At 72.4% G+C, this 22,244-nt stretch carries 20 protein-coding genes; 10 read left to right on the top strand and 10 right to left on the bottom strand.

Annotated features, from left to right (window positions below):
* Positions 1-15 precede the first annotated feature (15 nt).
* Both ABZS51_RS00895 and ABZS51_RS00890 read right to left on the bottom strand, forming a co-directional pair.
* Positions 16-258: a hypothetical protein gene (locus ABZS51_RS00895; RefSeq protein WP_355434397.1), complete on the bottom strand. Its 243-nt coding sequence runs from the start codon at positions 256-258 to the stop codon at positions 16-18.
* 140 nt (positions 259-398) lie between these two features.
* Complete coding sequence (locus ABZS51_RS00890; protein ID WP_310707427.1) at positions 399-908, bottom strand: VOC family protein; 510 nt, start codon at positions 906-908, stop codon at positions 399-401.
* Between the two features lie 60 nt (positions 909-968).
* On the opposite strand from ABZS51_RS00890, the gene ABZS51_RS00885 reads away from it, so the two are divergent.
* The 3 genes from ABZS51_RS00885 (at position 969) to ABZS51_RS00875 (ending at position 3,521) form a co-directional block, all read left to right on the top strand.
* Entirely contained in the window at positions 969-1,418 is a 450-nt protein-coding gene (locus ABZS51_RS00885; RefSeq protein WP_310707426.1) for a MarR family transcriptional regulator, read from the top strand.
* A 117-nt stretch (positions 1,419-1,535) separates the two neighbouring features.
* Positions 1,536-1,715, top strand: a complete 180-nt coding sequence (locus ABZS51_RS00880) for a hypothetical protein (RefSeq protein WP_310707425.1) — start codon at positions 1,536-1,538, stop codon at positions 1,713-1,715.
* A 276-nt stretch (positions 1,716-1,991) separates the two neighbouring features.
* Positions 1,992-3,521 carry an FGGY family carbohydrate kinase gene (locus tag ABZS51_RS00875; RefSeq protein ID WP_355434393.1) on the top strand — a complete coding sequence of 510 codons (1,530 nt, stop codon included), beginning with the start codon at positions 1,992-1,994 and terminating at the stop codon, positions 3,519-3,521.
* A 147-nt stretch (positions 3,522-3,668) separates the two neighbouring features.
* Here ABZS51_RS00875 and ABZS51_RS00870 read toward each other — a convergent pair whose 3' ends face one another.
* Positions 3,669-4,628, bottom strand: a complete 960-nt coding sequence (locus tag ABZS51_RS00870) for an alpha/beta hydrolase (RefSeq protein WP_355434391.1) — start codon at positions 4,626-4,628, stop codon at positions 3,669-3,671.
* 190 nt (positions 4,629-4,818) lie between these two features.
* On the opposite strand from ABZS51_RS00870, the gene ABZS51_RS00865 reads away from it, so the two are divergent.
* From ABZS51_RS00865 to ABZS51_RS00855, 3 genes are all read left to right on the top strand, one after another.
* Entirely contained in the window at positions 4,819-5,589 is a 771-nt protein-coding gene (locus ABZS51_RS00865) for a DUF998 domain-containing protein (RefSeq protein WP_355434389.1), read from the top strand.
* A 62-nt stretch (positions 5,590-5,651) separates the two neighbouring features.
* Entirely contained in the window at positions 5,652-7,952 is a 2,301-nt protein-coding gene (locus tag ABZS51_RS00860) for a nitrate- and nitrite sensing domain-containing protein (RefSeq protein WP_355434387.1), read from the top strand.
* The gene (locus ABZS51_RS00855) at positions 7,949-8,323 is read left to right on the top strand and encodes a DUF742 domain-containing protein (RefSeq protein WP_355434384.1); all 375 of its coding nucleotides are present in this window, start codon (positions 7,949-7,951) and stop codon (positions 8,321-8,323) included. Before ABZS51_RS00860 ends, ABZS51_RS00855 begins: the two co-directional genes overlap by 4 nt.
* A 50-nt stretch (positions 8,324-8,373) precedes the next feature.
* Here ABZS51_RS00855 and ABZS51_RS00850 read toward each other — a convergent pair whose 3' ends face one another.
* From ABZS51_RS00850 to ABZS51_RS00835, 4 genes are read right to left on the bottom strand one after another with little or no spacing between them, the layout of a single operon-like run.
* Positions 8,374-8,946, bottom strand: coding sequence for an ATP/GTP-binding protein (locus ABZS51_RS00850; protein WP_310707420.1), 573 nt, complete (start codon positions 8,944-8,946; stop codon positions 8,374-8,376).
* Positions 8,927-9,301: a DUF742 domain-containing protein gene (locus ABZS51_RS00845; RefSeq protein ID WP_355434381.1), complete on the bottom strand. Its 375-nt coding sequence runs from the start codon at positions 9,299-9,301 to the stop codon at positions 8,927-8,929. The genes ABZS51_RS00850 and ABZS51_RS00845 overlap by 20 nt, the downstream gene beginning before the upstream one ends.
* Positions 9,298-9,705, bottom strand: coding sequence for a roadblock/LC7 domain-containing protein (locus tag ABZS51_RS00840; protein ID WP_310707418.1), 408 nt, complete (start codon positions 9,703-9,705; stop codon positions 9,298-9,300). Before ABZS51_RS00840 ends, ABZS51_RS00845 begins: the two co-directional genes overlap by 4 nt.
* Positions 9,702-11,861: a nitrate- and nitrite sensing domain-containing protein gene (locus tag ABZS51_RS00835; RefSeq protein WP_355434378.1), complete on the bottom strand. Its 2,160-nt coding sequence runs from the start codon at positions 11,859-11,861 to the stop codon at positions 9,702-9,704. Before ABZS51_RS00835 ends, ABZS51_RS00840 begins: the two co-directional genes overlap by 4 nt.
* A 153-nt stretch (positions 11,862-12,014) precedes the next feature.
* Between ABZS51_RS00835 and ABZS51_RS00830 the strand changes: the two genes are divergently transcribed.
* Entirely contained in the window at positions 12,015-12,815 is an 801-nt protein-coding gene (locus ABZS51_RS00830) for an SDR family NAD(P)-dependent oxidoreductase (RefSeq protein ID WP_355434375.1), read from the top strand.
* On the opposite strand, the gene ABZS51_RS00825 is transcribed toward ABZS51_RS00830, so the two are convergent.
* Positions 12,796-14,763, bottom strand: a complete 1,968-nt coding sequence (locus tag ABZS51_RS00825) for an NAD(P)-binding protein (RefSeq protein ID WP_355434371.1) — start codon at positions 14,761-14,763, stop codon at positions 12,796-12,798. The genes ABZS51_RS00830 and ABZS51_RS00825 overlap by 20 nt on opposite strands.
* Positions 14,764-15,151: 388 nt before the next feature.
* Between ABZS51_RS00825 and ABZS51_RS00820 the strand changes: the two genes are divergently transcribed.
* Positions 15,152-15,796: a hypothetical protein gene (locus tag ABZS51_RS00820; RefSeq protein ID WP_355434368.1), complete on the top strand. Its 645-nt coding sequence runs from the start codon at positions 15,152-15,154 to the stop codon at positions 15,794-15,796.
* A 69-nt stretch (positions 15,797-15,865) separates the two neighbouring features.
* Here ABZS51_RS00820 and ABZS51_RS00815 read toward each other — a convergent pair whose 3' ends face one another.
* Together ABZS51_RS00815 and wecB are read right to left on the bottom strand one after the other, a co-directional pair.
* Positions 15,866-17,902, bottom strand: a complete 2,037-nt coding sequence (locus ABZS51_RS00815) for a glycosyltransferase (protein ID WP_310707413.1) — start codon at positions 17,900-17,902, stop codon at positions 15,866-15,868.
* Between the two features lie 94 nt (positions 17,903-17,996).
* On the bottom strand, positions 17,997-19,127 hold the full coding sequence (gene wecB, locus ABZS51_RS00810; RefSeq protein WP_355434364.1) for a UDP-N-acetylglucosamine 2-epimerase (non-hydrolyzing): 1,131 nt from the start codon (positions 19,125-19,127) through the stop codon (positions 17,997-17,999).
* Between the two features lie 56 nt (positions 19,128-19,183).
* Here wecB and ABZS51_RS00805 point away from each other — a divergent pair, with 56 nt between their 5' ends.
* Both ABZS51_RS00805 and ABZS51_RS00800 read left to right on the top strand, forming a co-directional pair.
* Entirely contained in the window at positions 19,184-20,851 is a 1,668-nt protein-coding gene (locus tag ABZS51_RS00805; protein ID WP_355434361.1) for a glycosyltransferase family 4 protein, read from the top strand.
* Between the two features lie 130 nt (positions 20,852-20,981).
* Positions 20,982-22,235 (top strand): nucleotide sugar dehydrogenase, encoded by a 1,254-nt coding sequence (locus ABZS51_RS00800; RefSeq protein ID WP_355434868.1) that lies wholly within the window; start codon positions 20,982-20,984, stop codon positions 22,233-22,235.
* Positions 22,236-22,244: the final 9 nt, after the last annotated feature.

Genomic DNA, 22,244 nt, shown 5'->3' with positions numbered 1-22,244 from the left:
ATCACCTTGACGACCTCAGCGGTCGTCGTCATCGCCGCCCGCGATGCCGTCCAGCAGGCGCGTCACGGCGTCGCCCAGCGGGCGGAACGCCTCCGTGAGGGCGTTGGCGAGCGGAGCGAGGATGTCGGTCACCTCGCCCACCACGCCCACCTGTTTCTGCTCGGGTGGCGCCCAGCGCATCGCGTCGGCGCTCAGCGCCTCCCATTCGTCGACGACGCCGTCGATGGCGTCGAGCACGTGGTCAGGATCGCTCGACATGACCGTTCTCCAAGGCGCGGGAGTCGGACAAGGCCACGGTACCTCTCCGGGCCTGATCACTTCCTCCCGCGCCTGCGTTCCGGCTGCCAGGCCGTGCGTGTCAGCCGTGCGTGTCAGCCGTGCGTGTCAGGGCGTGTGTGTCAGGCCGGGATGGACACGCCCACGCCGCCGCGCGTCGTCCCGCCGTAGCGCTGCTTGGCGGCGGCGAGGTCGAGCGGCCGGACCGAGCTGCGCGCGGCGAGCAGCTCCTCGTCGATGAGCGAGGCCGGCACCAGCCAGGACACCTCGAACTCCAGCCCGTCCGGGTCCTGGGCGTACAGGGCCTTGGTGGTGGCATGGTCGGAGGCGCCGACCAGCGCCCCCATCTCGCCGAGCCTGGCCGCGATGCGCTCCAGCTCGTCGAGCGTGTCCACCTCCCAGGCCAGGTGGTAGAGCCCCACCGACGAGCGCCCGGCCGGCGACGCAGCCGCGCCGGCGCCGATCTCGAACAGGCCGAGGTCGTGGTCGTTGTTCGAGCCCGGGGCCTGGAGGAAGGCGGCGCCCCGCATGCCCATGACCACCTCGAAGCCGAGGGCTTCGCGGTAGAAGGCGACGCTCCGCTCCACGTCACGGACGTACAGGACCGCGTGGTTGAGCCGCTGGACCGGCATGGTGTTCCCCTTTCAGCAGGACACGACTCAAGTATATGAGAGTTCAAGTAAAATGCCCCCATGACCCGATGGCTGGACGACGACGAGCAGCGTGCCTGGCGCAACTTCGTGGCCGCCACCCAGCTCCTGTACGCGACGCTCGACCGCCAGTTGCAGCGCGACGCGGGGATGCCGCACGCCTACTACGTGATCCTCGTGGGGCTGTCGGAGGCGCCGGAGCGCCGCATGCGGATGAGCGAGCTCGCCACCTGGGCGCAGTCCTCGCAGAGCCGCCTGTCGCACGCGGTCGCCCGTCTGGAGGAGCGCGGCTGGGTGCGCCGCGAGCGCTGCCCGGACGACGGGCGCGGCAGCTTCGCCGTGCTCACCGACGAGGGGTTCGCAGCACTGGCCGGCGCCGCCCCCGGCCACGTCGAGGAGGTACGGCGGAGGCTGTTCGACGTGCTGGGCCCTGAGCGGATACGGGCGCTCGACGACATCTGCGCCACGGTCCGGGACACGCTGGAGCGCTAGCGCGGAAACTGTCGGTGGCACGTCGTAGCGTTGCGCGGGTGGCCGGGGTGCGGCCTCGGCCGGCGGGGGAGCGGACGACGCTCCGCACGCCCGGACGTGAGCGGGGGGATGCACGACATGGACGATGCGCTGTTCAGGGCGGTCCACGGGATCGCCGGGCGGCTGGCGGGAGAGCCGGTGCCGGTGGTGCTCGACGCGCTGGTGCGTCAGCTTCCCAAGGCACCGGGTCTCGACGGCCCCGAGCTACGCAAGATCGCCGAGGAGATCAGCGTGGGCCGCGACCCGTCGGGTCTGTGACGCCCGTCCACGGCGCGGGGGCCGTGGCGCAGGGTCTGTGAGGCCCGTCCACGGCGCGGGGGGCGTGGCGCAGGGTCTGTGAGGCCCGTCCACGGTGCGGGGGCCGTGGCGCAGGGGTCCGCGACGGGGGGTCTCCGGCGTTCCGCCGGTGGCGCCTGGTGTGGGGGAATGGGGTGCCCGGGGTTGTGGTGTCCGGGCAGGTTCGTGCAGCATCAGGGCCATGGGTAGCGCTAACATTCACCTTCCTCTCCCGTGCGGCGTGCCGGGCGTGACCGCATGACCCTCGTCGCCGGGGTCGACTCCTCGACCCAGAGCTGCAAGGTCGTCATCCGCGACGCCGCCACCGGCCGGCTCGTCCGGCAGGGCAGGGCCGCCCACCCCGAGGGCACCGAGATCCACCCGTCCCACTGGTGGGCCGCCCTGCTGCGGGCCGTCGAGGAGGCCGGCGGGCTCGACGACGTGGCCGCCGTGAGCGTGGCGGGACAACAGCACGGCATGGTCTGCCTCGACGAGGCCGGCCAGGTCGTGCGCGAGGCGCTGCTCTGGAACGACACGCGCTCCGCGGACGCCGCCGCGGCGCTCGTGGCCGAGCTCGGCGGCCCCGCCGCCTGGGCCGAGGCGGTGGGCAGCGTGCCGGTGGCGTCGTTCACGATCACCAAGCTGCGCTGGCTGGCCGAGCACGAGCCGGACAACGCCCGCAGGGTGGCCGCCGTGTGCCTGCCGCACGACTGGCTCACGTGGCGGCTCGCGGGAGCCCTCGGCCTGCCCTTCGCCGCGTGGGCCGACGCGCCGCCGCCGCCGCTCGACCACCTGACCACCGACCGCGGCGACGCCTCCGGCACCGGCTACTGGTCGCCGGCCACCGGGACGTACCGGACGGATCTGCTCAAGGCGGCCTTCGGCGCGGTGCCACTGCTGCCCCGCGTCCTCGGGCCGGTGGCCGACGCCGCCACCGCGCCGGGCGGGGAGACCGGCTCCGGCGGGACGCGCACCATGCCGGGCGGGGAGGCCGGCTCCGGCGGGGCGCGCACCGCGCCGGGCGGGGACCTGGGCTCCGGGGGCGAGGCGGGGCGGACGCGCATCGCGCCGGGCACCGGCGACAACATGGCCGCCGCGCTGGGCGTGGGCGCGCGGCCCGGCGACGTCGTGGTGTCCCTCGGCACCTCCGGCACCGTGTTCGCCGTCTCCGACGCGCCGAGTGCCGACCCGAGCGGCCAGGTGGCGGGGTTCGCCGACGCGACGGGCCGCTTCCTCCCGCTGGTCTGCACGCTGAACGCGGCCCGGGTCATGGACGCGACGGCCCGGCTCACGGGCGTCGGCCTCGACCGGCTCGGCGAGCTGGCGCTCCAGGCCCCGCCGGGAGCCGGTGGGCTCACGCTGGTGCCGTACCTGGAGGGCGAGCGCACCCCCAACCAGCCCAACGCCACGGGAGCGGTCCACGGCCTAACCCTGGCCACCTCCACCCCGGCCCACCTGGCCCGGGCGGCGATCGAGGGCATGCTGTGCGGCCTGGCCGACGGCCTCGACGCGCTCGGCCACGTCCCGGAGCGCGTCCTGCTGATCGGTGGAGGGGCCCGCTCGGAGGCGGTCCGCCGCATCGCGCCGACCGTCTTCGGCCGGCCCGTCCTGGCTCCGCCGCCGGGCGAGTACGTCGCCGACGGCGCGGCCTACCAGGCCGCCCGGCTGCTGGACGCGGAGGTGGACTGGTCGTCGCAGGACGCCGCGGTCTACGAGGCCGACCCCGTGCCGGACATCCGCCACCGCTACGCCGCCGCCCGCCCCCACGTCCTCGACCGCCCGCTCTAGAAGAACGCCCCGTCCGGGCGGCCGCCCGATGCGGACGGACGCCCCCGTCCGCACGGCCGCCCGGTGCGGACGGATGCCCTCGTCCGCACGGCCGCCCGGTGCGGACGAACGGCCGGTCCAGGCGGCGGGTGACCCTCCGGGGTGGCGTCAGGAGGTGCCGGAGGTGCCGAGTGCCTTGCGCAGCACGCGGACGGCCTGCTCGACGGCGCCCGTCGCGGCGGCCGAGCTCCTGACGGGGTTGAGCATCATGAAGTCGTGGATGATGCCGTTGTAGCGGACGCACGTCGTCCGCACCCCGGCCGCGACCAGCTTGCGCGCGTACGCCTCCCCCTCGTCGCGCAGCACGTCGTTCTCGTCCACGATCACCAGCGCCTCCGGCAGGCCGGCGAGGTCCTCCACGCTCGCCCGCAGCGGCGAGACGGTGATCTCTCCGCGCTTGCCGTGGTCGGGCAGGTACGCGTCCCAGAACCAGGCCATGGCCTTGGCGGTCAGGAAGGGCCCGTTGGCGAACTCCCGGTAGCTGCCGGTGTCCTGCGCGGCGTCGGTGACCGGGTAGTAGAGCGACTGGTGGACGAAGGTCACGTCGCCGCGCTGCTTGGCCAGGATGGCCAGGGCGGTGGCCATGTTGCCGCCGACGGAGTCGCCCGCGACCGCGAGGCGAGAGGCGTCCAGCCCCTCCGAGCCGCCGTCCCGGGTGATCCAGCGCGCGGTGGCGTACGCCTGCTCGATCGCGACCGGGTACTGCGCCTCGGGGGAGCGCTCGTACTCGACGAAGACGAGGGCGGCGTTCGCGCCGACGGCCAGCTCGCGGACGAGCCGGTCGTGCGTCCCGGCGTTGCCGAGGATCCAGCCGCCTCCGTGGACGTACAGGACGGCGGGCAGCGGGCCGCCGGCGCCGGCGGGCTTGACGATGCGGACCCGAACGTCCCCCACCTCGGCCGGCACGGTGATCCACTTCTCGTCGACGTCGGGCTTGTCGATCGGGGCGGCCTGGATGTCGTCGAGGACCTTCCGGGCGCCCTCGGGGCCCAGCTCGTACAGGAACGGGGGCTTGGAGGTCGCGTCCGCGATCTCCTGTGCCTCAGGCTCCAGGATGTGCTCACTCATGAGGTACGTCCCTCTCGTCGGGTGTTCGCCTGTGTGTCATGTGAGCCCTCGGGCTGACGTACCCCCTGATACCTGCCCTGACCCCGGCCGATCCCCCGACGGCCCCCTAGGGGACCCCGGGAAGGGATCAGGGGCGCGTTCGGGGTGTGGCCTGATGCCCGGGGCCCGGCCGGGACGGGAAGGTTGGGGCATGACAGCAGTGAAGGACGGGACCCCCGCGACCACGAGCCGTGTCACGGCCGCGCCGGAGGGGACGGCGCGGCCGTCGGCCGGGGGCCGGTCCAAAGGGTTCGGCGGGGCGCGGGTGGGGGTCTACGCCCTCGTCGCGTGCCTGTCCATCGCGTTCGCCGTCGTCGCGGTCGTGGCCGGCCAGCTCGGTCCCGACCCGTATCTCGACCCCTTGAACGTGACCATCAGCGAGTACGCCGTGTCCGACCGCGGGGGCGTCACGGAGGTCGCGATGGCCGTCATGGGACTGGGGTCGCTGGCGCTGCTGGGCGGGCTGCGGGCGGTGGGGGCGCCGGTCCGCGGCATGCCCGAGCGGCTGCTGCTGGTGTGGTCGGTGGCGCTGGTGGTCGCGGCGGTGGTGCCGACCACGCCCATCGGCCAGGACCTGACGCTGACCGCGCAGATCCACCGGTACGTGTCGGTGGCGGCGTTCGTGAGCCTGCCCGCGGCGGCGGCGCTCATGGTGCCGAGGCTGGCGGCCGACGCGGCGTGGAAGCCGGTGGCGCGGGTGGTGGAGTGGCTGGCGCTCGCCGGGGGGCTGGGGCTGCTGGCGATCACCTACGTGGCGCTGCCCGGCGGACGGGTGATGATCGGGCTGGTGGAGCGGCTGTTGCTGGGCGCCGAGGTGGCGTTGCTGCTGGTCCTGGCCGGGTGGCTGGCCCGGCTGGCCTGGGCCCGGACGATCGGAAAAGACGCAAATTTCCTGACTTACCACAGATTTATCGCTAGTTGATCTTAAACCCACCCGTATCGGTGCTATTCTCTCCCGCGATCTTCTATCCGGGAGCAGGTACCATGGCATCGGGCAGATCCATAAGATTCAAGATCTCGACACTGCTCGTCATCCCCCTGGTCTCTCTCGTCGCGCTCTGGGCGTTCGCCGCCAGCACCACCATCGGCGAGGCCGTCAACCTCCTCAAGGCGCAGACCCTCTGGACCGGAGTGATCAACTACGCCGACGGTGTGGTGGGCAATCTCCAGCAGGAGCGGCTGGCCTCCGCCGAGCGGCTCGCGGGCACCGCCACCGACCCCGCCGCGCTGTCCGAGGCCCGCGCCAAGGTCGACCGGGTGCGCGCCAAGCTCGTCGAGAACGGCGCCGCCCCGGGCACCCAGTCGGCCATGACGCCGGAGATGCGCGACCGGCTGAAGAAGGCGTACCAGGCGATCGAGCGCCTGCCGGAGGTGCGGCGCCAGGTCGACGGCGGCAGGATGACCCCCTCGGCCCTGATCGAGCAGTACTCCGAGATCTCCGATGCCGTCCACCTCATGTACGCCACGTTCACCGTGAGCACCGACGTGGAGCTGGCCCGGCAGAGCCACGGCCTGATCGCCGCCGACGAGGTCCGCGAGCTGCTCAGCCGCGAGAACGCCCTCATCGTGGCCGCGAACGGCAAGCCGTCCATGTCGGACCTGCACATGCTGGCACGCATCGACGGCGCCCGGCAGAACCTCTTCCCGACGGCCATGGCCAACATGGACGCCGACCTGAGCGCCGGGGTGCGGAAGGTGGCCGGCTCCTCCCGCTTCGCGACGATGGAGCGGGCGCTGGAGTCGTACGTCATGGGCGAGCCCGTGAACATGCAGATGTGGCGCGAGCTGGCCGACCCGGTGCTGAAGGACTACACCGAGGCCATCTGGCGCACCGGTGACGCGCTGTTCGCGCGGATCGAGCCGGCCGGCATCACGATCATCGTCCGCGCCGCCATCGCGGGCGCGCTCGGGCTGCTCGCCGTCATCTTCTCCCTCGTCGTCTCCATCCGGGCCGGCCGGCGCATCGCCCACGACCTCGGGACGCTGCGCCGCAGCGCGCTCGACCTGGCGGAGATCAAGCTGCCCGACGTGGTCACCCGGCTGCGCCAGGGCGACAACGTGGACGTGGACGCCGAGGCGCCGCCCATCACGGTGGCCGACAAGACCACGAGTGAGGTCCAGGACCTCGCGGCGGCCTTCGACAGCGTCCAGCGGACCGCCGTCGACGCCGCCGTCGAGCAGGCCAGGCTCCGCCAGGGCGTCTCCGAGGCGCTGCGCAACCTGGCCAGGCGCAGCCAGACGCTGCTCCAGCGCCAGCTCAGGCTGCTCGACGACATGCAGCGCCAGACCGAGGAGCCGGAGGCGCTGGAGAGGCTGTTCAAGCTCGACCACCTCACCACCCGCATGCGCCGCCACGCGGAGGGCCTGGTGCTGCTGTCGGGCGGCTCGGCCGGCCGCCGCTGGCGCGGCACCATCCCGGTCGAGGACGTGCTGAACGGCGCCGCCGCCCAGGTCGAGGAGTACACCCGCGTCCGCGTCTACCCGATGCCCGAGGCCGGCTTCTCCGGCTCGGCGGTGGCGGACCTCATGCACCTGTTCGCCGAGCTGATCGAGAACGCGGCCACGTTCTCCTCCCCCGACAACGAGGTGTCGGTGCGCGGCGAGATGGTCGGCCGCGGTTTCGCGGTCGAGGTGGAGGACCGGGGCCTCGGCATGGCGCCGGAGCAGCGCGACGCGATCAACCTGCGGCTGGCGAGCCCGCCCGACTTCGACCCGTCGCAGACCGAGCAGCTCGGCTTCGCCGTGGTCGGCATGCTCGCCGCCCGCCACGGCATCTCGGTGACGCTCAAGCCGTCACCCTACGGCGGGACCACGGCGATCGTGCTCGTCCCGTCGATGCTGGTGGAACTGCTGCCGCCGCCGCTGGACATGCCGGAGTTCGAGCCGGTGTCGGTGCCGATGGCCAGGCACGACGCCGACGGGGCCGAGCGGCTCTCCGGGGCCCTGGAAGGCGGCACGGGCACCACGGGGCCGGGAGCGCTGCCGCGCCGCGTCCGCACGTCCCGCCGCGCCTCGGCGCCGCAGCAGCAGCCCCAGGACTCCGGGCTGCCCCGCCGCGTCCGGCAGACCAACCTGCCGCCCCAGCTCCAGCAGCAGGGCGCCGGCCTGCCCGCCCAGGGCGGCCAGCAGGAGTCCGCACTGCCGTCCCGTACCCGCACGCAGCAGCCCGCCCGGTCCGCCGACGAGCGCTCGCCCGAGGAGGCCAGGGCCCTGCTGTCCTCCCTCCAGTCGGGCTGGCGGCGCGGGCGCCAGGACAGCGACCAGGATGGGGGAACTCGATCGTGAGCCGCGAGCCCGAATGGGTGGATGAGGAGGCCGGGCCGGTCGTGCGACCTTACGCGGTCGCCCGCGGACGCACCAGGTCCTCGGCCCCGGAGATCGACCTGCTGGCGAACGTCGTCGCCAGCGGCCTGCCCGCGCCGGCCAAGGCGGAGCTGAGCGGCCAGCACCGGCGGCTGATCGGCTGCGTCGCCGTGCAGGCCAAACCCGTGGTGGAGCTCGCCGCGGAGCTCGAACTGCCCGTGGGGGTGGTACGGGTGCTCCTCGGCGACCTGCTGCACTACGGGCTGGTCTCGGTGCGCCCGCCGCTGGCCAAGGGCACGGGGGCGACGGAGAACCTGCTCAGAGAGGTCATCAACGGCCTGCGGGCGCTGTAGCGCCCGCCAGGGCCGGACGGGCGCCTCGCCGGGGGGCGGGCGCCGGGACGCTAGCCTGTCGCGGTCAGGGTCCGCAGGGAGTGCTCCACCAGCGTGACCATGACCTCCTTCGCCGAGGTGCGCCGGCGCACGTCGCACAGCAGCACCGGCACGTCCGGGTCCAGGTCGAGCGCGATCCGCACGTCTTCCACGCTGTGCTGTTCGGCGTCCTCGAAGCAGTTGACGGCCACCACGAACGGCGTGCCGCGCTGCTCGAAGTAGTCCACGGACGGGAAGCAGTCGGTCAGCCGCCGGGTGTCGGCGATGACGACGGCTCCCAGCGCGCCGTAGGACAGCTCGTCCCACATGAACCAGAACCGTTCCTGGCCCGGCGTGCCGAACAGGTAGACGACCAGCCCCTCGCGGATGGTGATGCGGCCGAAGTCCATGGCGACGGTGGTGGTGGTCTTGGCCTCCACGCCGTCGATGTCGTCCACGCCGATCCCGCGCTCGGACAGCACCTCCTCGGTGCGCAGCGGCTTGATCTCGCTGATGGCGCCCACCAGGGTGGTCTTGCCGACGCCGAAGCCCCCCGCGATGAGGATCTTCAGCGCCACGGGGTCGTCAGAGAGCCCGGAGTCCATTGATCACTTCCTTGAGAATGCCCTCGCTCGGACGCGGCCTGGCCGCTGAGGGGGATGTCACCGAGATGAGGCCGTTGTCACGCAGATCGCCGAGCAGCACCCGCACGACCCCGATGGGCAGGTCGATCTCGACGGCCACGTCGGCCACCGAGATCGGGTCGCGCGCCACCCGCAGAATGAGCCGCTGCTCCGGCCCGAGCTCATCGGCCGCCTCGTCGGAGGGCTCTCCGACGACGCTCACGGTGGCGATGAGGTCGAAGGCGTCCCCCGACGACCTGGTCCTGCCGCGGATGAGCGCGTAGGGCCGGACGATCGGCCCCGCCGCCTCGTCCAGCCATTGGGGGGTCTCCGTCATGGCGCCGTCGCTCGCGGGTTGGTCGAGATGTGCTGGCCCACCCGCTTGACCAGCATCGCCATCTCGTAGGCGATGTGCCCGACGTCGACGTTCGCCTCGGCCAGCACGGCCAGGCAGGTGCCCTTGCCGGCCGCGGTCACGAAAAGGAACGCCGACTCCATCTCGACGATGGTCTGGCGGACGTCCCCGCCTCCGAAGTGGCGTCCGGTGCCGCGGGCGAGGCTCTGGAACCCGGCCGCCACGGCGGACAGGTGCTCGGCGTCCTCCCGGCTCAGGCCCTTGGAGTAGCCCACCGCGAGGCCGTCGGTCGACAGGATCACCGCCTGCCGGACCGCGGCGACCCTGGTCGTCAGGTCGTCGAGCAGCCAGTTCAGTTCACCGGTGTTGGTCGTGGGCGCGCTCATGCCTCCCCCTCCTCTGTTGCTTCTTCTCGGGCACGTTGGGTTCCCCGTTGGAACGCGGAGAACAGATCGCGTACCTCGTCGGGAGAGCGTTCCGTCTTCTGCTCCGGCTCCGGCTCCGGCTGGGGGTCCGGCCGGAGCTGGGGTGCCAGGTTTGCCTGCCGGACCCGCGTGGGCAGGCCGGCATGGGTCCCGCCGTTCACGACGGCGAGGGCCTTCTTCTTCCTCGTACGGCTGGGCAGCGTGGTGGCGGTGCCCCGGCCGCTGCCGCCCGTGTCCTTGCCCGTCTCGCGGGCCGCTTCACGGTCGTCGTCGCCGGCCGTCAGCGCCGCCTGCTCGCTGACCAGCGTGCGCGGCACCAGGACGATCGCCGTGGTGCCACCGAAGGGCGAGCGGCGCATCAGCACCTGGATGCCGTGCCGCTCGGCCAGCTTGCCGACCACGAACAGGCCGAGCCTGTCGCTGTCGGCCAGGTCGAACTCCGGCGGCCGGGCCAGCCGCGCGTTGACCGCGGCGTACTCGGTCTGCGAGAGCCCGAGGCCCCTGTCCTCCACCTCGATCGCGTACCCGTTGCTCACCAGGTCGCCGCGGATGTGGACGACGGCGTCGGGCGGCGAGTACAGGGTGGCGTTCTCGACCAGCTCGGCCACGAGGTGGGTCAGGTCGGCCGCGGTGCCGCCGTCGATGGCGCTGGCCGGCATGGCGTCGACCGTGACCCGGGTGTACTCCTCGACCTCGGCGACGGCGGCCCGCACGATGTCGAGCACGGACACCGGCTTGCGCCAGGCCCGGCCGGGCGCGGAGCCCGACAGGATGATGAGGCTCTCGGCGTGCCGCCGCATGCGGGTGGTGAGGTGGTCGACGCGGAAGAGCTCTTCCAGGCGGTCGGGGTCGTGGGTGCGGCGCTGCATGCTGTCGAGCAGCGCGAGCTGGCGGTGCAGCAGGCCCTGCTTGCGCCGGGCGAGGTTGAGGAAGACCTGGCTCACGCCCCGGCGCAGCTCCGCCTGCCCCACGGCGGCCCGTACGGCGGTGGACTGCACGGAGGCGAACGCGCGGGCCACGTCGGTGATCTCGGCGGAGCCGCTGACCTTGAGCGGCTTGGTCTCCTTGGCGGCGTCCACGGTCTCGCCGCGGCGCAGGCGCTCGACGAGGGCGGGCAGCCGCTCGTCCGACAGCTCGACCGCGGCGGCGCGCAGCCCGGACAGCTCCGCGCCCAGCCGGCGGCCGAGGCGTACGGAGATGATGATCGAGGCGAGGACGGCGATCAGGCCGAGGACGCCCGCGACGGCGATGCGGAGCAGGATGACGGTGGCGGCGCTGGTGGCGCGGTCGGCGAGGACGGCGGTGGAGTCGGCGTTGATCCGGTCGAGCTGGGTCATCACCTGGCCGGCGGCGGCGTTCCAGGCGTCGCCGTCGGGGGGCGGCGCGCCGGTGGTGACCACGCGCGTCTCCATCCGGGCGAAGTCGCGGAAGGTCTGGTCGCCGAACACCTTCTCGTACGGCCCGCGCAGCGCGACGTCGAGCCCGGCCATGCCACGGGCGTGCAGGAACTTGCGGGCGGCGGCGTACTCGGTGAACGCGGCGGCCTCGGGGTCGGTGAGCTGCCCGTCGATGAGGGCGCCGCTGATCAGGGCGTGCTCCCGGGCGATGACCTCCCGGGCGTTGCCCATCGCCTGCATGGCCGTGGCCACCTGGAAGAGGGGCAGGTCGGGCACGGAGACCATGTGGTCGTAGAAGCGGAAGAGCGCGTCGAGGACGGCGTTGTAGGCGTCGATGCCCATGAGGCGGGAGCTGAGGCCGGCGTCGATGTCGGCGCGGATGGAGCCGAGCCGGGACAGGGCGCGGTCGAGCCCGTCGATGGGGCCGCGCAGCTCGCCGTCGACGGCGTCGCCGGCCTCGACGGTGGAGCGGCGGAAGTCGGCGACGGCCTTGTCGGTGCGGGCTCGCTGGGCGCCGAGGTCCTGGGTGAGCTTACGGGTGGTGACGGCCACGGCGGAGCGCGCGCGCTCGGCCTGGAGCTGGAGGCCCAGCTCGGTCGAGGTGAGGCCGACCGTCTGGTACACGGTGTTGCTCCGCAGGAGGGCCTGGCCGTCGCCCACGGTGAGGTTCAGTGCGAACCCCCAGAGCGCGCTCAGAGACAGGAGGGGTAGCAGCAGCAATAAGAAGATCTTGAACCGAATTGACCGGTTACGCGAGCCCATGTCCCAACCTCGGAGTCGAGGGGCATTTCCACCTTTTGTGTAAATACACCTCCGGAAGATCGCACAGGAGACTAGCACCGTTTAAGGTTCCGGCGCAGTGGGAGGAACAGGATGATTAGCGTGATTACTGGGGCAAGCTCCGGGATCGGGGCCGCCGCGGCGGCCGGGCTTTCCCGCCGGGGGCACCGGGTGGTGCTCGTGGGCCGTGACCGGCGGCGGCTCGACGAGGTGGCGGGCGGGCTGCCCGGCCCCAAGGCCGACGTGCTGACGTGCGACTACACCTCGCTCGACGACGTGCGTGCGCTGGCCGACCGGCTCGCCGAGCGCTACGAGCGCATCGCGGTGCTCGCCAACAACGCCGGGGTGATGAGCACGGAGCGGAAGGTGACGCCCGACGGGCACGAGCTCATGGTTCAGGTCAACCACCTGGCCCCCTTCGTGCTGACCCGGGCGCTGACGGGCCGGGTGGACCGGGTGGTGACCACCTCGTCGCGGGCCGGCAGGACCGGCCGGCTCGACCCCTCGGACCTGTCGCGGGAGCGGCGGCGGTGGAACGGCTGGCTCCAGTACGGCGACACCAAGCAGGCCAACGCGCTGTTCACGGTCGCGCTGGCGGCGCGCGGGGTGGCGGCGACCTGCTTCCACCCGGGCGTGATCCGCACCGGGTTCGCCTCCGGCTCGCTGCTCATGCGGATCTTCCTTGCCATGCCGGGGTACGCCAAACCACCGGAGCACGGCGCGCGGTCCCTCGTCCACCTCGCCACGCACGCCGACGGGGCGGAGCGCGCGGGCCGCTACTTCGCCGGCATGGCGCCCCGGCGGGTGCCGGCCGCCATGGCCGACCCGGCCCTGGCCGAGCGCCTCTGGGAGGCCAGCCTGGCGGCCGTGGGGGTCAACGGGACAGTTCCCTGACGGCCCGGTGGGCGGCGGTCACCGCGGCGTCGAACCCCGCGCCCGGCACCGCGTCGGCGTTCGCGATCGCGATCCGCCCGAACGGCCGCCGGGCGGCCTCGGCCGGGAACGGCCCGTCCGGGTAGAAGTCGTGCCACGGCCTGCGGTACTCGGGCGCGTACCCGTGTCCCCACCGGTTGACCGTGACGGCCTCGATGTCGGCGGCCGGGTCGAACCCGTGCGGCTCCAGCAGCCGGGTGAGCTGATCCCGCACGGTGTACTCCAGATGCTCGTACGAGGTCTTGAGCAGTGCCTGACGGCCCGCGGCGGCCCCGCGGACGGGCCCGAGCTCCGACCGGCACGGAGCGGCCACCAGATGCGCCAGGATCGGCTCTGAGGGGTCCCTGGGGCTCTGGTAGCCCGGAGTGCTCACCGGCCTCCCCAGCTCCGTCTGACACCAGTACGCGCCCGTCCAGCGGACCGCCCGCAGCCCCGCCGCGTGCCATGCCCGCCAGTCGCGCAGCCGTACGGTGGCGTGCAGCACGGGCGTCTTGACCGCGGCCCGCAGCGCGCGCAGCTGGTCCTCGGGCAGCTCGGGAACGAGGTACGGGATGACGGTGTGCCAGCAGGCGAGCACCACGGCCCCCGCGCTGACGGTCCTGAGCCGGTAGCCGTCGAAGTAGCCGACCGTCGCCGTGGAGGCGGCCTCCGGATCCGCGCCGCGCGGATCGCCGTCGTTGCGCACCGAGACGACCGGGCTCGACAGCCGGAAGCGCACCCGGTTGCCGGGCCGGTCCAGCCGGCCGTAGTCGTAGGAGGCCGCCGTGACGCCGTCCGCGGAGGTGGACCCCGCGAAGCCGGGGATCATCCGGCCCACCAGCATCCGCACCAGCGCCTGGTTGCCCTCGGGGAAGCGGACCGGGGCCCCCGCGTCCCACTCCTTGCGGACCGTGGGCGAGTTGAACCGCGACGGCTTGCCCCTGCCGAGCCCGAGCCCCTGGAAGCCCGGATAGTCCCAGTGGCGGGCGGTGCCCCAGGCGTCGATCGCGCCGAAGGAGTCGGCCCCGTACCCCCACCGGGCGCTGGGCATCGTGCGGCAGAACCGCTCCACGTCCGGGTGGACCCCGCACACCTCCAGCAGGAACGCCGAGTACGTGAGCTCCGCCAGCCGCCCCTCCTTCTCCTCCCGCGACAGGCCCGCGAGCCAGTCGGGCGGGTCGGTGTAGAGCATGACCAGGTCCTGGCGGGCCCGCTCGTCGATCGGCAGGCGGCTCACCCACTCCTCGGCCTGCACGCCGGCCTCGAACCGCACGAGCCGGTCGTGCCCGAACGTCTCCTTGTCGCACATCACGCCCCTGCGCAGCCCGAGACCCGGGTAGAGCGTCCGGTCGGTGTAGCCGGCGAGCGTGTCCGGCTCGACGCCGAGGAGCGCGAGCAGCTCCTTGCCCTCGGGCGTCCACGCCTCGGGGGACCCGAGCGACGGCGAGCCGCCCGGCCCGATCAGCGGCCCCGGCCGCCCGCCGCCCCGGAACTCGTTGCGCCGCGCGTGCCCGCCGATCTCGTCATGGTTGTCGAGGATGAGCACCCGGGCGCCGGGGTCGCGCCGCAGCCACTCGTGGGCCGCGGCCACCCCGCTGACGCCGCCGCCCACGACCACCAGGTCGTAGGCCTCGCCCGTGGGGTGGGGCGCGCCCGCGTGCTTCCAGAAGCGGCCGTCGCGCAGCGCGTGCGGCACGCTGAGCGCGTCGGGGTCGTCTCCCCTCAGCCCGGTGAGCGCCGGCGGGTAGGGGATCTCCGCGCGCCCTTCCGGGCCGCCCCCGCCGTGCCCGCCGCGCAGGAGCGGGATCCCGGTGACCGCGCCCACCGCCGCCGCGCCCGCGGTCACGGCGACTCCGTCGAAGAAGTCGCGGCGCGAAATCAGCCGGTCCATCCCGAGGTCGCGCGCCCGGCGCGGGTCGATGTCGCCCATGTGCTGGATGATGATGACGCCGGGCAAATGCGGCGCTACGCCGCGCAGCGCCCCGAGAAACATTTTGCGCGACCTGTCACGGTGAATTGCCGCTTTGCGGGGCGTGCACCCGTTCCGGTCCGGTGAGGGGAAGAGGCGCCGGTCGTCGCTGGTGGCGACCGTACGGTGACTCCCCTCGCCCGGAACTAGCCCGGAACTCGCACGGAAGTCGTCCGGAACTCGCCCCGGAATGGGGGTGAATGCATATGGCCGCCATGAAACCGCGCGATTCCGTGAATAGCGCTGTTGCCCGGCCCCGCCCGAGCCCTTTCCTCTAGCGTTCGGAAATATGCTGGGAGAGTCGAATCGTCAGTCCACCTTCAAGGTGTTCTCAGGGATATGCGCGGGCGTGACGCTCGTGGCGGGATGCGCCGCGGGGGAGAGCGTCGGGGCGTCCGGGTCCAATCCGGCGCGGGTCGCCGCCGCCACCGCCGAGGCGGGCAGGCTCCGCGCCATCCTGCTGCCGCCGCCGCAGGGCATGCGGGTGGTCCACGGGCCCGAGACCGGGTTCTTCGGCTCCCTGGAGTCGACCCGCAAGGGGCTGGCCGCGGTCCGCGCCGCGAGCGCGGACCGGCCGGAGTGCGCCAAGGCGGCGCAGCTCGACGCCACCGAGCCGACCGTGGCGAGCGCCCCCGCCGCGGTCGTCGCGTTCGCCTCCGACAAGGGCTCGATCACCGAGGCCATCGTGTCGATGCCCACGCCCGGGTTCCCGGCGCCGCTGCCGAAGCAGTGCACCTCCTACACGGCGGCCGTCAACGGCACGAAGGTGACCTACCGCACGCGGGAGCTGTCCATGCCGCGGCGCGGCGACCAGTCGCGCGCCTACCTCACCACCGCCGCGGGCGGCGGCCAGGACGTCCAGGTGGGCACCGTGCTGGTCCGCCGGGGCAAGGCCGTCATGAGCCTGCTCGTGGTGGGCCACAAGGTCAAACGCGAGGGCCTGTACGAGCTCGGCCGGCTCGCCGACGAACGTCTGGCGAAACTGCACGGCTGAGCCGCCCGCCGGCCCCGCCACCGCACAGCCGGGGCCGGCCGCGCGGCTTCAAGCTTCGGGCTTCGGGCTTCAGATGAGGACGTGGTCGTCCGGGCGGCCGACGAAGGAGAACTGGGCGTTGCGGGTCAGCTTGATGTGGTCGGCCTGCCAGGTGTGCATGCTCGCGTCGGCGCTGCGCCAGTAGACGAAGTTGAACCGGTCGGCCGAGTAGATCTTGACGCGGTCCTCCTTCAGCCGCCGCACGAGGTGGGTGTCCTCGCCCCGCGTGATGTCGGCGAAGCCGTACGAGCGGAACATGTCCGCCTTGCCGAGGAACGTGCCGCCCTGCACGAGGAACGAGTAGCGGTGCTCCAGGCCGGGCAGGCGCAGCATGGTGGTGTTGCTGCCCTCGAAGTAGGAGTAGTGGGCGCCCTTGCCGGTCAGCTCGGCGTCGGTGTAGTCGAAGGCGCGCACCAGGTCCGACAGGTAGTGCTCGCCGTACAGGTTGTCGTCGTCCATCTTGGCGATCAGCTCGCCCTCGGCGGCGGCGATGCCGAGGTTCATGCAGGCGCCGAGCGACAGCTCGGGCGCCGCCGGCAGGACCACGACGTCGGTGATGCCCGCCATGCGCGCCTTGTCCGCCACCACGACCGGGTCGATGTCGAGACCGTGCAGGACCATGACGAGCTGGAGCGGCCGGTGGATCTGCCGGGCCACCGAGGAGATGGCGTGCTCGATCTGCGAGGCGCGGTTGGTCGGCAGCACCACCGAGATCGAGCGCGACCGCGACGGCACCGGCCGGCCGAGGAAGCCCAGGATCTGGTCCACCCGGTGCGAGAACAGGTGCTTGTCGAACACCTCCCGCATGGCCAGGTGCCCCATCCGGGCGCGCAGCTCGGGGCTGTTGATCAGGTGCAGCACCTGGTTGTACGACTCGATCGGCTCGCGGGCGATGGGCACCAGGTCGCCGAAGGTCTCCTCGATGGCCCGTGACCAGCCGGAGACGACCGGGGTGGAGCAGGCCGACAGCTCGAAGACCCGGCGCGCGCACATGGTCGGCGAGTCCAGCACGGAGTTGACGTTGAGGAAGACCTTGTACATCCGGTACGCGGCGAGCATCCGGTCGTAGGGCAGCTCGCCGACGATGTGCGGACGGTACTTCTCCGGCCAGGCGTACTTCTCGTCCACCTCGCCGTTGCGGGCGAAGATGTGCAGGCCCAGCTCACGGACCGGGTCGAGCACGACCTCCATCTGCTCGCGCCGCTCGGGGTGCTTGTCGCGGAAGTACATGCCGGCGAAGACCACGTCATGCAGCCGCCCCTCCTTCTGCTGGATGGGGTTGTGCACGCGCGGCTGGGCGGCAAACTGGAGGACGTCCACCCGGTCGTGGCCGAGCACCTCGCGGTACTTCGGCACCATGTCGCCGTCGCAGGTGAAGACGTAGTCGAACAGCTTGGCCGTGTCGATGAAGAAGTCGAAGTTGGGCGGGTCCTCCTTGTTCCAGAAGACCGTGGGGATGCCCTCCGCCCTGCACCAGGCCACGAGGTCGCGCAGCGGCTCCTTGGGCGCGTTGGTGCCGGTCATCTGGTAGCGCCAGCGGCCCTGGTTGCCGTGCCAGGCCGACTCGCAGAACAGCACGTCGGGCCGCTTCTCGGCGAAGATCTCCGGCCAGTCCTTGAGCCCGAACTCGATCTGGTCCCACTCGTAGCGGAACGCCATCCGGGAGAAGTCGTCCAGGATGACCGCGACCTTCAGGTCGGGCCGGTTGACGGGGCCGGAGGGCCACTTGACGGCGGGCACGTCGACGAGCGGCGGCCGGTGGTTGGCGGTCTCGATCGCCTCGCTGACCGGGACGGGCGGCTTGGGGGCGCGGTCCTTGGACCTGACCGCCTCCAGCACCTTGCCGGGCCGCTTGGTCCCGATCGCCTCGCCCAGCTTGAACGTCCGCTTGGCCTGGGTGGCCTCCAGCTTCCACGTGGCGTAGGCGGCCCTGGCCTCGGCGATCTCCAGGCGCCGGCGCAGCTCCCTCAGCTCGGTCTCGTAGCGCTCGACGACCTTGCGCTCCTCCGGGAGCCAGTTGACGGGGCCGAGCCGCTGGAAGGCAGGCTCTTCGGGAGTTTCGGCCATGGGGATGCTCGCCTATCGCTAGCGGAGAGATGTCATGGTACGCGGAGCGTGGGGGAGCGCGCCGGTGAAGCGGCCAAAAGCCGTACGAAAGGGGCTATTCCGACCGGATGCCCTGGGAAGCCGGCGAGAGGTTGTCGCCCTTGAGCCACGCCGAGATCACCCGGGCGATGCGCGGCCCGGCGGCGCCGTCCCACAGCGGGGGCAGCTCCCCCGACGGCGTCGAGGCGCCGTCGGCCAGCGCCTTCTCCGCGGCGGCCGGCAGCAGAGCCGGCGTGACCAGCCGGTTGGTGCCGTGGGTGATCGTGACCGGCCGCTCGGTGTTCGGCCGCACGGTCAGGCACGGCACGCCGAGCATGGTGGTCTCCTCCTGCACGCCGCCCGAGTCGGTGACCACCAGCGCGGCCCCGCGTACGAGGGAGAGGAAGTCCACGTAGCCGAGCGGGTCCACGACCTGGACCGACGGGCCGTCGACGAGCCCGGCCTCCGCCAGCCGGGTGCGCCCCCTCGGGTGGATCGGCACGATGATCGGGATCTGCCGCGAGACCTCCAGCACCGCCGAGACCAGCTCGGCCGCCGCCTCCGGGGTGTCGACGTTGGCGGGCCGGTGCAGCGTCGCCACCGCGTAGCGCTCGGGCGCGCCCAGCCGCGCCACCACGGGCGCCGGGTCCAGCGACGGCAGCGCCGCGAACAGGCTGTCGATCATGGGGTTGCCCACCAGGTGCACCTTCGAGGCCGGCACGCCCTCGGCCGCCAGGTACGACAGCGCCTCGGGGGAGGTGGCGAACAGCAGGTCCGACAGGGAGTCGGTGACGATCCGGTTGACCTCCTCCGGCATCCCGCGGTCGAACGAGCGCAGCCCCGCCTCCACGTGCGCGGTGCGGACGCCGAGCTTGGCGCAGACGAGGATCGCGGCCAGCGTGGAGTTGACGTCGCCGTAGACCACGACCAGGTCCGGCGCGTGCTCCAGCACGACCTCCTCCAGGCCGACGAGCAGGGCCGCGGTCTGCTTGGCGTGGGTGCCGGAGCCGACGGCCAGGTTGGCCACCGGCTCGGGCAGCCCGAGGTCGGCGAAGAACACGTCGGACATCAGCGCGTCGTAGTGCTGACCGGTGTGGACGATGCCCTGCCGCACGCCGAGCTCGCCGAGCGCTCTGACCACCGGGGCCGCTTTCACGAAGTTGGGCCGGGCGCCCAGGACGTGCAGGACCAGGGGGTTCTCCCTCATTGACCTCGCCTTTCGGTGCGGAAGGGAAAAAACGCTGCCTATGGTACGGTCACCGCGTGGTATCCGACGCCAGTCGACCAGACTCCTCCAAGGTTTCCGCCAAGTCCGCGCGTGCCGGTGTCGGTGGGCTGCTGAAGGGCTTCGTCCAGCACCCGATCCTCGTCTCCAGGGTCGTCTACACCAAGGTCAAGTCCGACCCGGTGCGGGTCGCGCAGGCCGCCGCCGAAGCCCTTCCGCCGAGCCTTCGCCCCGTCGTCGGCAAGGTGGCCTGGCCCGCCGCGCGCCGCGCCCGCCGGGCCGTGCGCAAGTTCGGCATGCGGGTCATCAGGGCGCCGTGGGACGAGGCCAAGGAGCACTGGAACGCCGGCCGGGTCAGCATGGCCGCGCAGGTGCTCGAAGCCCACACCAAGTACCCCTTCGTCAAGCGCCGGGCCGCCTACTACCGGGGTGAGCTGGCCGCCATCAGCCCCGGCCCCATCCCGCCCGGCGGCAAGGTGTCCGTCGGCGAGCGCGTCGAGGGTCGGGTGCTGCACTGCGTCACCAACGCCCTGCCGTACACCCAGGCGGGCTACACCGTCCGCACCCACCGCATCGTCACCGCCCAGCAGGCCGCGGGGCTCGACCCGCACGTGGTGACGAGCTGGGGCTGGCCGATGTTCCAGGGCCACGCCGACGCCACGCCGTACGACGAGATCGACGGCATCCCGTACCACCGGCTGCTGCCGGACGGCCACGGCGACATGCCGTTCGAGATGCGCGGCCGGATGGTGCGCGGCGCCGACGCGGTCACCGACCTGGTCAAGGAGCTGCGCCCGCAGCTCCTGCACGCCGCCACCGACCATCGCAACGGCTCGGTGGCCCACGCCGTCCGCGACCGCACCGGCACCCCGTACGTCTACGAGGTGCGCGGCTTCCTGGAGGAGACCTGGGCCTCCCGCGACCCGATCCGCGTCGGCAGCGAGCGGCACGTGCTCCAGCGCGAGCGTGAGGCGTTCCTCATGCGCGAGGCCGACGCCGTCGTCACGCTGGCCGAGACGATGGCCGCGGAGATCGTCGAGCGCGGCGTGCCGAGAGAGCGGATCTTCCTGGCCCCCAACGCGGTGGACGACTCGCTCCTGAGCACCCACTACGACGGCGCGTCCTTCCGCAGGAGCATGGGCATCGGCGACGACGAGATCGTGGTCGGCTCGGTGTCGAGCATCGTGGCCTACGAGGGCTTCGCCACCCTGCTGCGGGCCGCGGCGCTGCTGCGCGACCAGGGCGCGCCGGTGCGCGTCCTCATCGTCGGCGACGGCGCCGAGCGCCCCAACCTGCTGGAGCTCGTCGAGGAGCTCTCGCTGACCAGTGCCGTCCTGCCGGGCCGGGTCGGGCCCGACGAGGCGCTCCAGGCCCAGGAGGCCATCGACATCTTCATCTGCCCGCGCGAGGACCTGCGCGTGTGCCGTCTCGTGACGCCGCTCAAGCCGGTCGAGGCGATGGCCCTCGGCAAGCCCGTCGTCCTCAGCGACCTGCCCGCGCTGTCGGAGCTGGTCGGCTCCGAGGGCGCGGGGATGCTCGTGCCCCCTGGCGACCCGGCGGAGCTGGCCAAGGCCATCGCCGGGCTCAGGGACGATCCGGCCAGGCGCGCGGAGATGGGCGAGGCCGGTCGCGCCGAGGTCGCGGCCAAGCGGACCTGGGGCCGCGTGGCCGAGACCTACCGGGACCTTTACCGGTCGCTCACCTGATGCCGGCCTCCGGATTGCCTGTCTGTTGCGACAGGTTCAGCGGCATTAGGCGTGAGCTAGGTGGACTTGAGATAACCTTTGCGACCATGAAGTGTTGTTTCCGTCTTTCCAAGGCACTGCTGTGACAGAAATAGACTTGTCTGTCATCGGCCTGGGGTACGTCGGCATGCCGCTCGCCAAGGAGGCGGTGGCCGCCGGACTGAAGGTCGTCGGCGTCGACGTCGACCCCGCCAAGGTCGACGCGCTCAACGCCGGACGGTCCTACATCGACGACCTGTCCGACGCCGACCTCGAGCACATGCTGGCCAACGGTTTCAGCGCCACGCTCGACGAGTCCGTCCTGGCCAGGAGCAACACGATCGTCATCTGTGTGCCGACTCCGCTGGACGAGGACCACCGCCCCGACCTGTCCGCGGTCGAGGGCGCCACCAGGACCGTCGCGCGCAACCTGAGCAAGGGCACGCTGGTCGTCCTGGAGTCCACCACCTGGCCGGGCACCACCGACGAGGTGGCCCGCCCGCTGCTGGAGACCTCCGGCCTGGTCGCCGGCGAGGACTTCCACCTGGCGTTCTCGCCCGAGCGCATCGACCCGGGCAACCCCAAGTTCGGCCTGCGCAACACCCCGAAGGTCGTCGGCGGCTACACGCCCACCTGCCGCGACCGGGCGACCTCGTTCTACGGCCGCTTCATCGAGCAGGTCGTGCCGGTCAGCGGCACCCGCGAGGCCGAGATGGCCAAGCTGCTGGAGAACACCTACCGGCACGTCAACATCGCCCTCGTCAACGAGATGGCGATCTTCTGCGACGAGCTGGGCATCGACCTGTGGGAGTCGATCGAGGCCGCGGCCACCAAGCCGTTCGGCTTCCAGAAGTTCCTGCCCGGGCCCGGCGTGGGCGGCCACTGCATCCCCGTCGACCCGTCGTACCTGTCGTACACCGTGCGCAAGCTCGGGTACCCGTTCCGGTTCGTCGAGCTGGCGCAGGAGATCAACGAGCGGATGCCGTCGTACGTGGTCGCACGAGTACAGCGACTGCTGAACCGGCATAAGAAGCCCGTGAACGGCGCCAAAGTGGTTATGCTCGGCGTCACCTACAAACCGGACATCGCCGACGAACGCGAGACTCCTGCCCTCCCCGTGGCCCGTGCGCTGCTGGAACTGGGCGCCGATCTCTCGTTCGTGGACCCGTATGTCAAGGAATGGTCGGTCGACGGCACACCCGTGCCGCGCGAAGAGGATCTGGCCGAGGCCGTGGTCGGCGCCGACGTGACGCTGCTGCTCCAGCAGCACGCCGCGTTCGACCTCGACATGGTCGAGGCGAAGGCCAGGCTCGTTCTCGACACCCGCGGCGTGCTCGCCGAGGGTGAACGCGTCGAGCGGCTGTAGCGACGGAGG

This window comes from Nonomuraea sp. NPDC005501, assembly GCF_040605905.1.
Taxonomy (GTDB): Bacteria; Actinomycetota; Actinomycetes; order Streptosporangiales; family Streptosporangiaceae; genus Nonomuraea.
Note: the sequence above shows the minus strand (reverse complement) of the source record. Positions and strands in the feature narration are given on the sequence as shown.

Excerpts from the sequence above, each read along its gene's own strand:
- ABZS51_RS00850 (WP_310707420.1), bottom strand. The coding sequence starts at position 8,946 with ATGGACTCCGGGCTCTCTGACGACCCCGTGGCGCTGAAGATCCTCATC.
- ABZS51_RS00890 (WP_310707427.1), bottom strand. The coding sequence starts at position 908 with ATGCCGGTCCAGCGGCTCAACCACGCGGTCCTGTACGTCCGTGACGTG.
- ABZS51_RS00895 (WP_355434397.1), bottom strand. The coding sequence starts at position 258 with ATGTCGAGCGATCCTGACCACGTGCTCGACGCCATCGACGGCGTCGTC.
- ABZS51_RS00875 (WP_355434393.1), top strand. The coding sequence starts at position 1,992 with ATGACCCTCGTCGCCGGGGTCGACTCCTCGACCCAGAGCTGCAAGGTC.
- wecB (WP_355434364.1), bottom strand. The coding sequence starts at position 19,127 with ATGAGGGAGAACCCCCTGGTCCTGCACGTCCTGGGCGCCCGGCCCAAC.
- ABZS51_RS00830 (WP_355434375.1), top strand. The coding sequence starts at position 12,015 with ATGATTAGCGTGATTACTGGGGCAAGCTCCGGGATCGGGGCCGCCGCG.
- ABZS51_RS00860 (WP_355434387.1), top strand. The coding sequence starts at position 5,652 with ATGGCATCGGGCAGATCCATAAGATTCAAGATCTCGACACTGCTCGTC.
- ABZS51_RS00840 (WP_310707418.1), bottom strand. The coding sequence starts at position 9,705 with ATGAGCGCGCCCACGACCAACACCGGTGAACTGAACTGGCTGCTCGAC.
- ABZS51_RS00815 (WP_310707413.1), bottom strand. The coding sequence starts at position 17,902 with ATGGCCGAAACTCCCGAAGAGCCTGCCTTCCAGCGGCTCGGCCCCGTC.
- ABZS51_RS00885 (WP_310707426.1), top strand. The coding sequence starts at position 969 with ATGACCCGATGGCTGGACGACGACGAGCAGCGTGCCTGGCGCAACTTC.
- ABZS51_RS00880 (WP_310707425.1), top strand. The coding sequence starts at position 1,536 with ATGGACGATGCGCTGTTCAGGGCGGTCCACGGGATCGCCGGGCGGCTG.
- ABZS51_RS00845 (WP_355434381.1), bottom strand. The coding sequence starts at position 9,301 with ATGACGGAGACCCCCCAATGGCTGGACGAGGCGGCGGGGCCGATCGTC.
- ABZS51_RS00870 (WP_355434391.1), bottom strand. The coding sequence starts at position 4,628 with ATGAGTGAGCACATCCTGGAGCCTGAGGCACAGGAGATCGCGGACGCG.
- ABZS51_RS00825 (WP_355434371.1), bottom strand. The coding sequence starts at position 14,763 with ATGGGCGACATCGACCCGCGCCGGGCGCGCGACCTCGGGATGGACCGG.
- ABZS51_RS00865 (WP_355434389.1), top strand. The coding sequence starts at position 4,819 with ATGACAGCAGTGAAGGACGGGACCCCCGCGACCACGAGCCGTGTCACG.